Origin of the sequence: Rhodococcus sp. 06-1460-1B (assembly GCF_002258475.1) — a bacterium.
Taxonomy (GTDB): Bacteria; Actinomycetota; Actinomycetes; order Mycobacteriales; family Mycobacteriaceae; genus Rhodococcoides; species Rhodococcoides fascians.
Map to the genome: position 1 here is coordinate 159954 of NZ_NOYS01000037.1, position 13629 is coordinate 173582.

Below are 13629 nucleotides of genomic sequence, written 5' to 3' on the forward strand. Positions count from 1 at the left end.
GCTACGAAGGAGCCGCTATGAACGACCTGACCTTCACTATCGGGCACGAGGAACTGGTGATTCGCCAGCGGTGGGAAGTTGTCAGCATCATCAACGACATTCTCGTTGCGGTCTGGTTCATCGCCGGCAGCATCCTCTTCTTTCAGGAGAGCACGACGGTGATCGGTACGTGGCTCTTCCTGCTGGGGAGTATCGAACTGCTCATCCGTCCCGTGATTCGACTGGCGCGACGGGTGCATCTGACACGGATCGGTCGCGCACGAACCGCGTCCGAGAGCGACGACGACTTCTGACCACATCGCCGCATCCTGTTCGCTTTTGTTGACATTTGTTGCTATCTGGTGAATATTGTGTGCATGGAATCAGGTCTGGCGATGGTGTGATGCTCGCCCATCAACGGCAGCAGAAGATTCTGGACCGGGTGCGGTCCGAGGGAGCCGTCACGGTGGCCGCGTTGGGCACTGCTCTGTCGGTGTCCGACATGACCATTCGACGTGACGTCAATGAACTGGTCGCCCAGGGCCTGGTCGAGCGAGTGCATGGCGGCATCACCGCGCCGAGTTCCGCGAGCGCGTTCGAGCCGGGTTTTCCGGTCAAGTCCGAGCAGAGTCGTGACGCCAAGGCCGCCATCGCTCGCGCCGCCGCGCGATTCATCCGGCCAGGAACGACCATCGGCATCTCCGGAGGTACGACGACGCACGCGTTGGCGCGGGAACTGCTTCGGATACCCGACATCACCGTGGTGACCAACTCCCTGCCCGTCGCCGACGTCCTTCATGCCGGCGGCAGAGCAGACCACACCGTGTTGCTCACCGGAGGCCAACGCACCCCGTCGTACGCACTCGTCGGCCCGTTGGCGGTCGGCGCGTTGCAGACGCTGCACGTCGACATTCTGTTTCTCGGCACGCATGGAGTGGACATCGATGCGGGCCTCACCTGCCCCAATCTGCTGGAGGCACAGACCAATCAGGCATTCGTCGCCTCGGCTCGTCGCGTTGCGGTCCTCGCTGATCACACCAAATGGGGTGTTCGCGCCCTCGCAACCACCGCTGCGTTGTCGGAGGTGGATGTGATCGTCACCGATGTCGATGTGCCCGAACGTATTCGCGACGCGCTGACCGACATCGTCGATGACGTGGTCGTCGCAACCGGTCCCGCCGAACCCCGGCCGACCACTCGAGAAGAGAGCAGTCGATGACCACGCAGGACACCAGCCATCCGATGCGCAAGACCTCGACCACGCTGGCCGACGGTCGAGAATTGATCTATTACGACGACACCGAGCCCTACCTTTCCGGTGGTGCCACCCGGGAGCTGGTGGATTCACGGCCGCTGCCGCCGTCGGTGTCGCTCTCGCAGATCAGGTTCGACGTACTCACCGGTGAGTGGATCGTCATGGCTGCCCAGCGGATGGACCGCACGTTCTTGCCTCCCGCCGACCTGTCCCCGTTGGCCCCCAGCCGTCCGGGCCGCCCGCCGACCGAGATTCCGGCCTCGGATTACGACGTCGTGGTCTTCGAGAACCGTTTCCCGTCGTTGGCGGGAAGTGCTGCACAACAGACTCTTCCGGCAGCGGTCGACGGTGAGCCGCTGTGGCCACTGGCGGCAGGTACCGGTCGGTGCGAGGTCGTCTGTTTCGCCAGCGATCCCGAGGCGTCTTTCGTCTCGCTGGAACTGTCGAGGGTCCGAACGATCATCGACGTGTGGGCAGACCGGACCACGGAGCTCTCGGCGATCGATGGAGTGAAGCAGGTGTTCTGCTTCGAGAATCGTGGCAAGGAGATCGGTGTCACGTTGACGCACCCGCACGGCCAAATTTACGCCTACCCTTACCTTCCTCCTCGTACCGATGCTTTGATCAGGCAGTCGCGCAGGCACTTCGAGAGCACTGGTCGAGTTCTGCTGGCCGATGTACTCGCCGCCGAATTGCGCTCGGGTCGACGAATAGTCGTGGATGTCGAGCATTGGGTGGCGTACGTCCCTGCGGCGTCACGCTGGCCGCTCGAGGTGCATCTTGCTCCGCGCCGCGACGTCGCAGATCTTGCCGAACTGAACGATGCGGAGCGCGACGAGCTGGCCGGCGTCTACCGCGCATTGCTGCGGGGCGTCGACGCATTCTTCGAGGGCGTGGACGAGGTGCCGTACATCTCGGCGTGGCATCAGGCTCCCGTCGGATCCGATCGAGAGCTGGGACGTCTTCACCTGCAACTGTTCTCGATGATGCGGTCACCGGGTCGGATGAAGTTCCTGGCCGGATCCGAGTCGGCGATGGGCGCATGGATCAACGACACGACTCCGGAGAGAATCGCAGACAGATTGCGCGAGGTGTTGGTGTGAACTGGTTGAGCGTCGTGTCCGAGCAGAGCCTCGCCGACGGTGCTTCGGAGCTGTTCGACACCGCGTTCGGTGGGGAGCCGGACGGCGTCTGGGTGGCACCGGGTCGGGTCAACCTCATCGGCGAACATATCGACTACGCAGGAGGATTGGTGCTGCCGTTCGCGCTGCCCTTCGCCACAGCAGTCGCTGTTCGGCGGCGCGAGGATGCGACGATGCGGGCAGTCTCGACGCACACGGACCAGACGTGGACGGGGCAACTCGGTGACATCGGTCCGGGGAGCCCGTCGGGCTGGGCCGCGTACGTGGCCGGGGTTGCCTGGGCACTGCAGGAGCACGGGGTAGGCGGAGTCGATGTTGCCGTGCACTCCTCGGTACCGGTGGGCTCGGGCCTGTCGAGTTCGGCGGCCCTCCAGTGCTCGTTCGCCTTGGCCCTGAGCGATCTGTTCGAGCTGAACGTCGATCGAAAGGTACTGATCGACGCCAGCATTCGGGCCGAGAACGATGTGGCCGGCGCGTCGACAGGGGGCATGGATCAAGCCATTGCGATGCTTGCAGAACCAGGTCATGCCCTGCTTCTGGACTGCCTCGACGGCTCGACTCGGCAGATCCCTCTGGACGTCGCGGCGTCGGGAGCTCGGATCATGGTGATCGACACCAACGCACCGCACCGTCTGGTCGACGGCCAGTACGGTGCCCGCCGAGCAGCACTCGACAGCGCCTATCTGGAGCTGAGTGTGTCGACGCTGCGCGGACTCGAGCCCGAGCGGGCGGTGTCGGGGCTCACCGATCAGGCTCTCGTTCCCCGAGTTCGTCACGTCACCAGCGAGATACGACGAGTCGAGCAGGCAGTAGCGTTGCTGGACGCCCGTGACATCGGGACCGAACTCGGCGACCTGATGACGCAGTCACACGTCTCGCTGCGAGACGACTACGAGGTCAGTTCCCCTGAACTGGACAGTGCTGTCCAGGCTGCGCTGCGAGCCGGGGCGTACGGAGCACGTATGACGGGTGGGGGATTCGGCGGCTCGGCCATTGCGTTGGTTCCGATAGCTCGGGTCGATGCAGTCACGGAGGAAATCTCCACGAGCGCAGTGCAATCCGGGCTACCGGAACCGACTTTCCTCACTGCAGAACCGTCGGGTTCCGCGCACCGATTTCGGTGAGTCGACTCAGCTGCGTACCTGAGCGGCCGCGAACGAGGCACCCTGCGTCGTAGAGCCGTTGGTGCCGTAGGTCAGGTGAGCGAAGGTGTTGAAGCCACCGATCTGGCACACCGGGTCGCCGAAGTTGCAGAAGCTGTTGGTGCGTGAACCGTATGTGCTGCTGGCTGTTTCGATCTTCCTGCCGGTGAGCCCGAATGGGTTGCCGAACACCACAACGGCCTCGATACGGTCGGCGATCGCGGCCGGGATGACGGCACCGGTGAAGCTGCTGGGAGTGCGCAGACCGACTGCGTTGGTCACCACGGTCGCCCCCTGCGAGTAACCGCCGATCACGAATTTCGTCGACGGGCACGATGCCGCAACGGAATTGAGATGAGCCACGAGGTCGCGAGATCCGGGTCCCGCGCTGGCCTGGGTGAAGTCGGCGGCGTAGTTCACGGCGTACGTGCTGACCGAGCGATCCGAGAGTTGCGATTTGACGCTGTTCACAAAGGGAGTACCCGTGATGCCGAGGCCGGGAAGTTCCCCGGTGCCGCGAGCGAACGAGACGTCCACATCCGAACACGGCGCGGCCGAGGCCACTCCGGTGGGAAGCGCCACTGCAGTGGCGGAGATAGCAAGTGCAGCAATGGAATAGGCGATCAGGCGTCTCTTCATGGCGAGTCCTTGTGGGTTCGGGGGAGGAGCATCGAAACGAACCATAACCGCTGCGACGTCGCATTCACAGGGTCGTTCAACATTTGATTACAGACGCCCGGTCGGTTATCGAGGCGGGTCCGGGAGGCCGTCTCGAGATGTGTCGGGAATTCACTGCCAAGCCTGGTTTCTCAACGTCTGTTGCGCTACGGTGACCGCTGGGGTGCCGTAGACCTGGCGAATGGCCTGGTCCGAATTTTTCGTGACTATCAGGGAGCGCACTCGATCGATGCGACGACCGGCGAAATTGGTTGATCGGTGCGCGCAGAACGGGTCGAGCCACCGCACGGCGCGCGATACTTGACCCTCACACAGTGTGAGACGGCAGTCTCGGAGGGTCATGTTCAGTATCGGAGAGTTCGCATCGATCGGCCGGGTTTCGGTTCGCATGCTTCGGCATTACGACGAGATCGGGCTGTTGACGCCGGCACGGGTGGATCCGTTCACCGGATATCGGTCGTACGACGGTAGACAGTTCGAGGAGTTGGGACGCATCCTGATGTTCAAGGACCTGGGATTTCGGCTCGACGAGGTGAAGCAGATCGTGCATGCGCAGGTCAGCGAAGACCGATTGCGTCGGATGCTCGTCGCCAAACGTGAAGACGTCGCCCATCGACTCGATCTCGACGCCGCCCGACTGCGTCGGATCGATGCGCGCCTCCGCGCCGTAGAGGGAGAAGATTCGATGATCACCGTGGACACCAAGTCGCTGCCGGCCACCCGAGTCGCCGTCGTCACCGAGAATGCTGCCGGTTACGGGCCACAGAACATCGGCCCGGTGATCGGTCCGATGTACGCCCGGCTCGCGTCGTCTCTGGCACGAGACGGAGTCGAATTCGGACCGTCGTCGATCGCCCTGTACGAGGCCGTCGATGACGGTGACGGCACCGGCATCACGGTGCATGCCGCGTTCGAGATCGCCCCCGACGTCGATGCAGGCGAGGACTACGACGTCACCGAGCTACCCGCGATCGACCTCGCGCTGACGACCGTGCACCACGGCTCGATGGCGACGATCGGGGAAACCTGGGAACAGTTCATGGCCTGGATCGACGCCAACGGTTACGAGCTCTCCGGCATCTGCCGCGAGTACTACCTGGTCTCCGAGCCTGCGCCGCAGGAGAACTGGGTGACGGAGCTGCAGCAGCCGGTCGTCCGGCGTCAGGACGCCTGAACGAGCTCAACCAGCGCTGTGCACTGGCAGCCGCCGGTGATCTCCTCGCACTCGAGCACCAGGAAGTGGCGAACGTACTCGAGATCCACGCAATCGGGTTCCGTGCATTCCGCACTACCGACTGCGTGGATCACGAGCGTTCCGTGGCAGGTATCGACACTGGCGGACATGGGAACCCTTTCTGTAGTCGTGTACTTCCTTGATATCACCGGCTACCGACAAGTTCGGGAAGCAAAGGGCGTGTTCGACGCCTGAGCTGGGCGAACTCACGTGGACCCGCGCGCCGAGGGTAGGGCTGGCCCTACCTCACCTCGTGGGTTCGCAGTGAGGACGCCCCGGCGACTGCCCACTTAGGCTCATCCGCATGAACCAGGCATTACCGATTCCCCTCAATCCGCTCAGAGCGTGGATTTCGCAGCAGTGGTGGTTGGCAATGGCGTCGCTGTTGGCGACGACGTTCGCCGGACTGGGCGGATGGCTGATCGTAGGTCTGCTCCTGCTCGCGGTGTTCGCGTTGCCGTTCGCCCTCAGCGGTGTGCTCGTCTTCGTGTTCACGATCGTGGTCCTTCGTTGGCTGGACATCGCGGCGCGAGCGGGCATCGACCTGACCAGTGGCATCGAGATCACGAAACCGGACACCATCGTCTATCCGACCAGTTGGCGAAAGTTGGTGTGGTGTGTTCGTGACGTCGGGCTGTGGAAGTCGCTCGTCTACTGGATCATTCGTATTCCGATCTCGGCTGCGCTGCTGTTCTTGCTGCCTGCGCTCTTCCTGGCGCTTCCGGTTCTGGCGGCCGCCCCGGTCGCGTGGTTGGTCACCGATCCCGAGGGCACCGGGTTGGAGATAGCCGAACGAGTGGACTTTCCGCTGGTTGCGGTGATCGGAGTGGCAGCTCTGGTAGTCCTGGTTGCCGGCGTTCCGCCACTGACGACCCTGATTGCCAAGCTCGATTGGTGGAGCGCTGCAGCACTTCTCGGGCAGTCGGAGTCGAGCAAGCGGGTGAACGAGCTGACCGTGAGCCGTGCTCGCGTCGTCGACGCCGCCGATGCCGAGCGGCGACGCATCGAACGGGACCTGCACGACGGTGCCCAGCAACGGCTGGTCTCGGTGGCAATGTCACTGGGACAAGCGAAGTCTCGCGCGTCGGCTACGGACGACGTGGTCTTGAAGGGTTTGCTCGACGATGCACATCGGGAGGCGAAGAACGCGATCGGTGAGATCCGAACGTTGACGCGCGGACTGCATCCCCCGATCCTGACCGATCGTGGACTCGACGCAGCGCTGTCGTCGGTCGCCGCGTTGTCGACGGTTCCGGTGACGATCGACATCGACCCGGCCCTCACCGGCGAGCGACGTCTGAACGCCACCGCAGAGTCGACGGTGTACTTCGTGGTATCCGAGGCCTTGACCAATGTCGGCAAGCACGCCCACGCCGGAAACGTGCAGGTCGACGTCGCTCGCGGCGAGTCCTCCGTCGCCGTCACCGTAATCGACGACGGTTGCGGCGGTGCGCATCTCGAGCCGGGCGGCGGATTGGCCGGACTAGCCGACAGGCTCAGCGGAATCGACGGAACCCTGACGGTGACTTCGCCGTCGGGCGGCCCGACACGAGTGGAGGTGACCATCCCGTGCGAGTGATCATTGCCGACGACTCGGTACTGCTACGTGAGGGTGTTGCGCGTTTGTTGGTCGACTCCGGTGCCGAGGTGATCGGAAAAGTTGGTGACGCGTCGCAGCTGTTGACGCTGATGTCGTCCACCGAGCCCCTGCCCGACGTCTGCGTCATCGACGTGCGGATGCCTCCGACATTTCTCGACGAGGGTCTGCGAGCGGCACTGGTCATTCGTGAGCGTTGGCCCGATGTCGGAGTACTGGTGCTCTCGCAGTACGTGGAAGAAAGGTATGCGGCAGAACTGATTCGGCAGAGCACGGACGGCGTCGGATACCTGCTGAAGGATCGTGTCGCCGATGTGGACGAATTCTCCGACGCGGTGAAGACGGTCGCCGACGGCGGAACCGTCATCGATCCTGAAGTTGTGCAACAGATTCTGGCGCGCGCACCACGTTCGGATCCACTCGATTCGCTGACACCGCGAGAGCGAGATGTGCTGACGGCGATGGCCGAAGGTAAGTCCAATGCCGGCATCGCTGCCGCTCTTGTCGTAGGCCAAGCAGCCGTCGAGAAGCACATCGGAAACATCTTCGCCAAACTCGGATTGCTCGGCGACAGTGCGGATCACCGCCGGGTCATGGCAGTCCTACGATACCTGGGAGCTATTCGATGAATCGAATTCCATTGTTGCGCTACACGTTGGCGATCACCACAGCGGCCGTCGTGGTCGGTGCGGCCGGAGCAGGCACCACTGCGGCGATCGCGCTCGGCTTCTCCGTTCCGAAGACTCAGAACTACGACTACTCGGTAGATCACGCGATCGACGGCTCGCAGCTGACGGTGACGACCGGGTTCGCGCACCTGAAGTTCGTGCCCAGTCCCGATGATTCGCTGCATGTTCGAGCGCACGGGATCTACCGAGGGGACGCCCCCACGATCGACGTCGGTGCGGACGGGTCGAGCGTGGCTGTGGAATGTTCCTACGGCAGGTACAAGACATGTGACGCCGACGTCGAATTGCAGATACCCACAGGCCTGACCCTCGCGGTGAACGGTGCGGGCGGTGATGTCGTGCTGTCGGATGTCGGTGCAGACGTGTCCGTCTCGACAGCGTCGGGATCGGTGTTCGCTCGTGGATCGGCGGGAGTCATCCGGGTCGACACACGGTTCGGCGACGTGAAGATCAGTGATGCAACTGCGTCCATCGTGGATGTGAGCACGACGTTCGGCGAGATCAGCGTCGAATCGCGTACTGCACCGGAATCGGTCAAGGCGCACAACGTGATCGGCGACACGACGATCGGGCTTCCGCCCGCCGACTTCTATGCCGTCGACGCGGCATCCGACAAAGGCGACGTCGTCGTCGACGTGATCAACGACCCCAGATCGTCGAAGACGGTCTCCGCCACCAGCGAGGAAGGGCAGATCACGGTGCGGGCACGTCAGTGACTGCGCCGCCATGCACTGAACGACCGGACGGAGAATGTGGTGGGACGCGTCAGCCAGGGCCATGGATGCAATTCGACCGGGGCGATGGCGTCGGCGATGCGAGAAAAGCCGGGAACAGGTGCCCAGGTGGCGGCCAGAGACCGTCCGGAAAGCTCCTCCGATACTCGGCCGCGACGTACCTCCAACGACCGGGTCGACGCGATCTCGCCGAGAGTCTCGGCGAGAAACACCAGTCGCTTTCCGGACAGCCGAAGCTTCTGCAGGAGTGGCTCGTCGAACACGAAGACGGCGGGTCGCTCGGGATTCGCAGCCATGGCGGGGTCTGTGGTGCCGAGCGATTCGGCGGTCAGCCAGACCTGTTCTGCACCATCGCCTTCCATGTGCACGGGACCCGCGGGCACCGGTGCCTTGTTGAGATCCGGGCCGTCGACCGCCGGTCCGAGATCATCGTCGGGCCAATTCTCGATGGGGCAGGCGTCTTTCAGCGCGCAGTTGCGGCACAGGGATGGTGCGCGCTTGTTCACCTGCCACCGACTGAAGCCGTACACCTTGCCGCTTCCGGTACCGACCGTCCATTGCCAACCCAGTCGATTGGCCGCCCGTGAGCCGTCGAGCAAGTGGGTGAACATCTCGTCCTCGCCGTCGCGCCATGTCGCGCCGGCACGCACAGCCCATTGGGACGCCAGCCACATGCGTGTTTGGTTGACGAGCCAACCGTCACTGTGCAATTCACCCACCACCGTGGACATGCAGTTCATCTCGTCGGGCCAGGGTTCGGAAGTCCAGTTGTGCGGTCGTGGCTGTTCACGACGAAGGGATCGCCCCAGATCGGTTCCGACGCGGGCATAGAGGTGGCGGGCGTATTCCTGCCACATGAGTTCGTCCCGGTACCGCGTGCGATCGCGCGCGGGGGCGTCCGCTACGGCGTCCCACACCTCACGGAGAGTCAGCAGACCGTGCCGGATGTAAGGCGACATTCGACTGGCTCCCCGGCGATTCGCAGGAAGTACAGTGCTGCGGTCGCGGGCGTAGCCGGTGATGTCCAAGCTCGCCAGCGCGGCATCGGCCGCCGATTGTCCGCCGCGAATGCCACCCGGAGCTATGTCGTCCGGCCGCTCGAGCGTCAGGTCGCCCAGATGCTCGGCAACCCAGGAAACGACGTCGTCGGTGGTAAAGCCGTCGGCGATCGACGGGGGAGCGGGGAGCTGGGACATGCACCCGGACTTCCCCGTCGGCACGAAAGAGAAACGCCGAGATCAGGGACGTGGCAGGCGACGGTGGAGCGGGTTCGACGTCGTCGGGCTCGCCGCCCGCCCTTGCCGTGGGATGGAGGTGACTACCGTCGGTGAGTCGGCGGTGGCGCGTGAGGCGTCGTGTGCCTTCATCGCAGCGCTGTTCCCCCTGCCGAGGGCAGGAGACGAAATCCGGCGTGCAGCGCTCTCGCCGCACTCCGGGCACGTCACCTGGGAGGGGACGTCGGCCATGGAGAATCTCTGCTCGACGGGTTCGCAACGCTGTGTGCAGCGAAAGCTGTAGGTGGGCACGCACACGAGGGTAGCGTGAGGTGTCGTGTCAGTGGCGTTCCGGCGCAACGTCATACAACATTTACACGTCATACCGGGCCGAATACACCACGACGGTGCAATGATCGAGGCAGGAGAATCCGCGCAACCGGAGGTGCCTCGTGCCCGAACTGCTGTTTCCGCTCGACTCGACGAAGAGTTTCACCGAACAGGAGATCGTCGGTCACAACCGATGGCATCCCGACATACCGGCCGCGGTCACAGTGAAGCCCGGTACGTCCTTTCGGGCGCATTGCCGTGAATGGTTCGACGGGGCCATCCACAACGACGATTCCGCCGAGGACATTCTGAATGCGCCGCTCAACAACGTGCACACGTTGTCCGGGCCGTTCCACATCGAGGGAGCCGAGCCCGGGGACCTGCTGATCGTCGATATTCTCGACGTCGGTCCGATCCCGCAGGAAGATTCGGGCCCACTGGCCGGTCAGGGCTGGGGATACACGGGGATCTTCGCCAAGCAGAACGGTGGCGGATTCCTCACTGATCGATTCCCCGACGCGTACAAGGCGATCTGGGACTTTTCCGGCCAGACCACCACATCTCGCCACGTTCCGCACGTGAAGTACACCGGCATCACTCATCCCGGCCTGATGGGAACCGCGCCGTCGGCTGCCCTGCTGGCGAAGTGGAACGCCCGTGAAGGTGCGCTGATTGCCACGGATCCTCAGCGTGTTCCGCCGCTGGCTTTGGCACCCGAACTCGACGGGGCAATTCTGGGATCGTTGAGCGGCGACGAGTTCTCGCGTGTCGCAGGCGAAGCCGCACGTACGGCACCGCCACGAGAGAACGGTGGCAATCAGGACATAAAGAATCTCACCAAGGGAACTCGCGTCTTCTATCCGGTGTTCGTACCGGGGGCGAAGTTGTCGTTCGGAGACTTGCACTTCTCGCAGGGTGACGGCGAGATCACCTTCTGTGGTGCCATCGAAATGGGCGGTTTCATGGACCTGCACGTCGACCTGATCAAGGGCGGCATGGACACGTACGGGGTCAGTGAAAACGCGGTCTTCATGCCCGGAAACACCGCGCCGCAGTACTCGGAATGGATTGCCTTCTCGGGCATTTCGGTCACCGTCGACGGCGAGCAGAAGTATCTGGACTCCGACCTGTCCTACCAGAACGCCTGCATGCATGCGATCGACTACCTCACCAAATTCGGATACAGCCCCGAGCAGGCGTACCTGCTACTGGGCTCGGCCCCGATCGAAGGACGCCTGTCCGGAGTGGTCGACATCCCCAACTCCTGTGCCACCGTGTACATCCCCACCGCAATCTTCGATTTCCCGATAGCGCCTTCGGCAAGCGGTCCGTTCCAAATCGACCCGGGAATGGGAGCGCCGAGGGCGCAGTTCTGACGTTGCGTCGGTTGTCGAGATTTGTCGGCGGGGGCTAATCACTCTCGTCGTAGGCTGCAGTGCTGATCTGGTCGACGCGGACCAGCGACGAATCGATCTCTGTGAGCGCGAGAAGGTCCGCAACGGTATCCCTGCTGCCCCCGATATATGCACACGGGAAGTCGAAGTGCTGAGCTACACACCACGCGTGGTCGTTTGGCCACCACAGATTCGGCGACAACCCGCCGAGGGTGTCCGTTGCACGTGAGACCGGCCCCCTCAGCAGGAAGTAGTCGTAGCCGGCAATGTTCGTGGTCGGTGCCGAATCGCGAATGTAGTCGAGTGCGGTGTTGCCTTCCCAGATAGCGAAGAAGCAATCGTCCGGTGTGTTCGTGCTACCAGCGAGTACCTCGATGATGGATGCCAGTTGAACATGCCGGGCTGCAATGGGTTTCGCCCGCGGAAGGGGATTCGGCGTGCCGTTGCGCCCGGGATACAGGATGCGGGCATAGGTGTCGAACACAGTGGGGACCAGCGAGCCCACTGTGGTTTCGGAGACGACCTTCAGGCCGTCGTTCACCCATCCTGTTGCCGAGATATCCTGTTGCAGATCAGTGTTAGACCATTCTGTGCCGCCGGTATTCAATGGCTGTACCAGGGTTGTGGGCTCGTAGGGTCGTCGATGACCGTGTCGACTCGACTGTCGGAGACAACGTGTTCTATCGCTGATGAGCTGGCACCGATGGTGGCGAAGTGGGGGTCGACGTCGTTGGCGATGCACCAGGCTCGGTCGGCGGGCCAGACGAACGAGGGGATCGGCAGACCCTCGGGACCAGGGGGATCGAGTGCCTGTTCCCAGTTCAGCAGGTCCAGCGCAGGTCCTTGGAACAGGAACGCTCCCCGTTCGGGAAGGTTGATTCGCGCGGCTCCATGCACCTCGAGACCTCCCCATCCCTCCCACACGCAGAAGTAACAGTCCGCTGGTGTCGTCGTGTGTTTGGCCAGCGTCGCAACGACCATCGCCAATTGGTTTGTCTCCGAACGCTCGTCGTACGGAACGTCGGCCTCGCCCTCACGCTGATCCGCGTGCGTCGGATCCGGGATGAACCGGAGACGCGCGTAGCTCTCGTACCCCAGTGGACCTCTGGTGGCGAGGTCCCACCAATTTCGATCAGCGTGGACGAGCCAGTCGGCGGCAGTGGGATCGCTGGATGGTCGCACGGTCATGGTGCGCCCTTTCTGGGTCGATACCGGGCTTGCGCTAGTGCGACGTTACCGATCCATGAGGTGGACCGGACTATCCGAGCTGGCCTATGAAGTGGTGCCAGTCGTCAGAGCGGTCTGAGGCGACAAAGTTGGAACGTGTGTTCGAAAGTTTGTCGGTGGGTCGCGGTAGATTCTGTTCATGCTTTCGGGGGACGGCGGATCAGGGGTGGACGGCATCGAGACGGTGCCGCCTGCCCCTGACGTGTCCGACCCCGACTTGGCGGGGTTGGTCGACGCGGTGGAGTCGGCGGTCGCCGAGTTGGCGGGGCAAGGGTCGGTGGCATGGTCGAATGCCGACCGGCGTGCGGTGATCCAACGCATGGACACTGTGTCGCGGTCCGTGACGGCGTACTCGCACACCTGGCTCAACGAACTGATCGCACAACACGGCCTCGACGTCTATCCGGGTTCGGTGCCGTGCTCGGTGGCATGGATGCTGCGAATCACCCCACGCGCGGCCGGGGCGCGAGTACGTCTGGCCGCGGAGTTGGGTGACCGCACCGCATTGTCCGGCGAAGTTCTGCCACCCTTGTTGCCGCACACCGCTGCAGCGGTGCGGGCGGGATTGCTCGATGCCCAGCACGTGCAGATGATCCGCGAATTCTTCCGGCACCTACCGGCGAGTGTGGATCCGCAGACCCGCGATCGCGCCGAACAGCAGTTGGTGGGTCTCGCCTCGACGAGGCGGCCCGACGACTTCGCACCACTGGTGGCGCACCTGGACTCGATCCTCGACCCCGACGGCGACTTCGACGAGAACGAAGACGAGGACAAGAACGCGAAGCCGAAGCCACGGAAACGGGATGCGTTCTTCTACCTCGGTGAGCAGGGTTCCGACGGAATGTCCGAAGGAAAGTTCTGCGTCGACTCCGAACTACGCGCCTACCTCGAAGCCCTGTTCTCGAAAGCCGCGAAACCCGGGGTGAACAACCCTGCCGACCCGACATCGATCGTCCACGAGGATGAGACCACCGGCGACGAGAACGGCGGCGGGGACGGTGGCGGGGAACTCGT

Annotated in this window: 16 protein-coding genes; 10 read left to right on the top strand and 6 right to left on the bottom strand. The window is 63.4% G+C overall.

What is annotated here, in order from left to right; genetic code table 11:
- The first annotated feature begins 17 nt into the window (after window positions 1-17).
- The 4 genes from CH268_RS22500 (at window position 18) to galK (ending at window position 3500) form a co-directional block, all read left to right on the top strand.
- Window positions 18-293, top strand: coding sequence for a YrhK family protein (locus CH268_RS22500; RefSeq protein ID WP_048319090.1), 276 nt, complete (start codon window positions 18-20; stop codon window positions 291-293).
- Window positions 294-382: 89 nt separating this feature from the next.
- Window positions 383-1198, top strand: coding sequence for a DeoR/GlpR family DNA-binding transcription regulator (locus CH268_RS22505; RefSeq protein WP_094665937.1), 816 nt, complete (start codon window positions 383-385; stop codon window positions 1196-1198).
- Between the two features lie 23 nt (window positions 1199-1221).
- Window positions 1222-2337, top strand: coding sequence for a galactose-1-phosphate uridylyltransferase (galT, locus tag CH268_RS22510; protein WP_094665961.1), 1116 nt, complete (start codon window positions 1222-1224; stop codon window positions 2335-2337).
- Entirely contained in the window at window positions 2334-3500 is a 1167-nt protein-coding gene (galK, locus tag CH268_RS22515; RefSeq protein WP_255182480.1) for a galactokinase, read from the top strand. Before galT ends, galK begins: the two co-directional genes overlap by 4 nt.
- Before the next feature lie 6 nt (window positions 3501-3506).
- Here the strand turns inward: galK and CH268_RS22520 are convergent, their stop codons facing one another.
- On the bottom strand, window positions 3507-4157 hold the full coding sequence (locus CH268_RS22520; protein WP_027494901.1) for a cutinase family protein: 651 nt from the start codon (window positions 4155-4157) through the stop codon (window positions 3507-3509).
- Between the two features lie 379 nt (window positions 4158-4536).
- Between CH268_RS22520 and CH268_RS22525 the strand changes: the two genes are divergently transcribed.
- The gene (locus tag CH268_RS22525; protein WP_094665939.1) at window positions 4537-5370 is read left to right on the top strand and encodes a MerR family transcriptional regulator; all 834 of its coding nucleotides are present in this window, start codon (window positions 4537-4539) and stop codon (window positions 5368-5370) included.
- Here the strand turns inward: CH268_RS22525 and CH268_RS28325 are convergent.
- Window positions 5358-5540 carry a hypothetical protein gene (locus CH268_RS28325; RefSeq protein ID WP_094665940.1) on the bottom strand — a complete coding sequence of 61 codons (183 nt, stop codon included), beginning with the start codon at window positions 5538-5540 and terminating at the stop codon, window positions 5358-5360. The genes CH268_RS22525 and CH268_RS28325 overlap by 13 nt on opposite strands.
- 194 nt (window positions 5541-5734) lie before the next feature.
- On the opposite strand from CH268_RS28325, the gene CH268_RS22535 reads away from it, so the two are divergent.
- Genes CH268_RS22535 through CH268_RS22545 form a run of 3 tightly spaced genes read left to right on the top strand, consistent with a single transcriptional unit; the run spans window position 5735 to window position 8432 of the window.
- Window positions 5735-7009, top strand: a complete 1275-nt coding sequence (locus CH268_RS22535; protein WP_082832177.1) for a sensor histidine kinase — start codon at window positions 5735-5737, stop codon at window positions 7007-7009.
- A complete protein-coding gene (locus CH268_RS22540) occupies window positions 7000-7656 on the top strand; it encodes a response regulator (protein WP_094665941.1) in 657 nt (218 codons plus the stop codon). The genes CH268_RS22535 and CH268_RS22540 overlap by 10 nt, the downstream gene beginning before the upstream one ends.
- Entirely contained in the window at window positions 7653-8432 is a 780-nt protein-coding gene (locus CH268_RS22545; protein WP_094665942.1) for a DUF4097 family beta strand repeat-containing protein, read from the top strand. Before CH268_RS22540 ends, CH268_RS22545 begins: the two co-directional genes overlap by 4 nt.
- Here the strand turns inward: CH268_RS22545 and CH268_RS22550 are convergent.
- Both CH268_RS22550 and CH268_RS28475 read right to left on the bottom strand, forming a co-directional pair.
- On the bottom strand, window positions 8426-9646 hold the full coding sequence (locus tag CH268_RS22550; protein ID WP_094665943.1) for an FAD-binding domain-containing protein: 1221 nt from the start codon (window positions 9644-9646) through the stop codon (window positions 8426-8428). The two genes, CH268_RS22545 and CH268_RS22550, sit on opposite strands and share 7 nt — an antisense overlap.
- A gap of 42 nt (window positions 9647-9688) precedes the next feature.
- Window positions 9689-10048: an FmdB family zinc ribbon protein gene (locus CH268_RS28475; RefSeq protein ID WP_306431152.1), complete on the bottom strand. Its 360-nt coding sequence runs from the start codon at window positions 10046-10048 to the stop codon at window positions 9689-9691.
- 68 nt (window positions 10049-10116) lie between these two features.
- On the opposite strand from CH268_RS28475, the gene fmdA reads away from it, so the two are divergent.
- Window positions 10117-11370 carry a formamidase gene (fmdA, locus tag CH268_RS22560; protein ID WP_094665944.1) on the top strand — a complete coding sequence of 418 codons (1254 nt, stop codon included), beginning with the start codon at window positions 10117-10119 and terminating at the stop codon, window positions 11368-11370.
- Between the two features lie 34 nt (window positions 11371-11404).
- On the opposite strand, the gene CH268_RS22565 is transcribed toward fmdA, so the two are convergent.
- Both CH268_RS22565 and CH268_RS22570 read right to left on the bottom strand, forming a co-directional pair.
- Window positions 11405-11929, bottom strand: coding sequence for a hypothetical protein (locus tag CH268_RS22565; RefSeq protein ID WP_141215181.1), 525 nt, complete (start codon window positions 11927-11929; stop codon window positions 11405-11407).
- A gap of 62 nt (window positions 11930-11991) precedes the next feature.
- Window positions 11992-12576, bottom strand: coding sequence for a hypothetical protein (locus tag CH268_RS22570; protein WP_094665946.1), 585 nt, complete (start codon window positions 12574-12576; stop codon window positions 11992-11994).
- A 178-nt stretch (window positions 12577-12754) separates the two neighbouring features.
- Here CH268_RS22570 and CH268_RS22575 point away from each other — a divergent pair.
- A partial coding sequence (locus CH268_RS22575; RefSeq protein WP_141215182.1) for a DUF222 domain-containing protein occupies window positions 12755-13629 on the top strand: 875 nt, incomplete at its 3' end.

Coding starts and splice junctions, on each gene's coding strand:
- CH268_RS22505 (WP_094665937.1), top strand. CDS start 383: ATGCTCGCCCATCAACGGCAGCAGAAGATTCTGGACCGGGTGCGGTCC.
- CH268_RS28475 (WP_306431152.1), bottom strand. CDS start 10,048: ATGACGTGTAAATGTTGTATGACGTTGCGCCGGAACGCCACTGACACG.
- CH268_RS28325 (WP_094665940.1), bottom strand. CDS start 5,540: ATGTCCGCCAGTGTCGATACCTGCCACGGAACGCTCGTGATCCACGCA.
- CH268_RS22570 (WP_094665946.1), bottom strand. CDS start 12,576: ATGACCGTGCGACCATCCAGCGATCCCACTGCCGCCGACTGGCTCGTC.
- CH268_RS22500 (WP_048319090.1), top strand. CDS start 18: ATGAACGACCTGACCTTCACTATCGGGCACGAGGAACTGGTGATTCGC.
- CH268_RS22550 (WP_094665943.1), bottom strand. CDS start 9,646: ATGTCCCAGCTCCCCGCTCCCCCGTCGATCGCCGACGGCTTTACCACC.
- CH268_RS22535 (WP_082832177.1), top strand. CDS start 5,735: ATGAACCAGGCATTACCGATTCCCCTCAATCCGCTCAGAGCGTGGATT.
- galT (WP_094665961.1), top strand. CDS start 1,222: ATGCGCAAGACCTCGACCACGCTGGCCGACGGTCGAGAATTGATCTAT.
- CH268_RS22520 (WP_027494901.1), bottom strand. CDS start 4,157: ATGAAGAGACGCCTGATCGCCTATTCCATTGCTGCACTTGCTATCTCC.
- CH268_RS22525 (WP_094665939.1), top strand. CDS start 4,537: ATGTTCAGTATCGGAGAGTTCGCATCGATCGGCCGGGTTTCGGTTCGC.
- CH268_RS22545 (WP_094665942.1), top strand. CDS start 7,653: ATGAATCGAATTCCATTGTTGCGCTACACGTTGGCGATCACCACAGCG.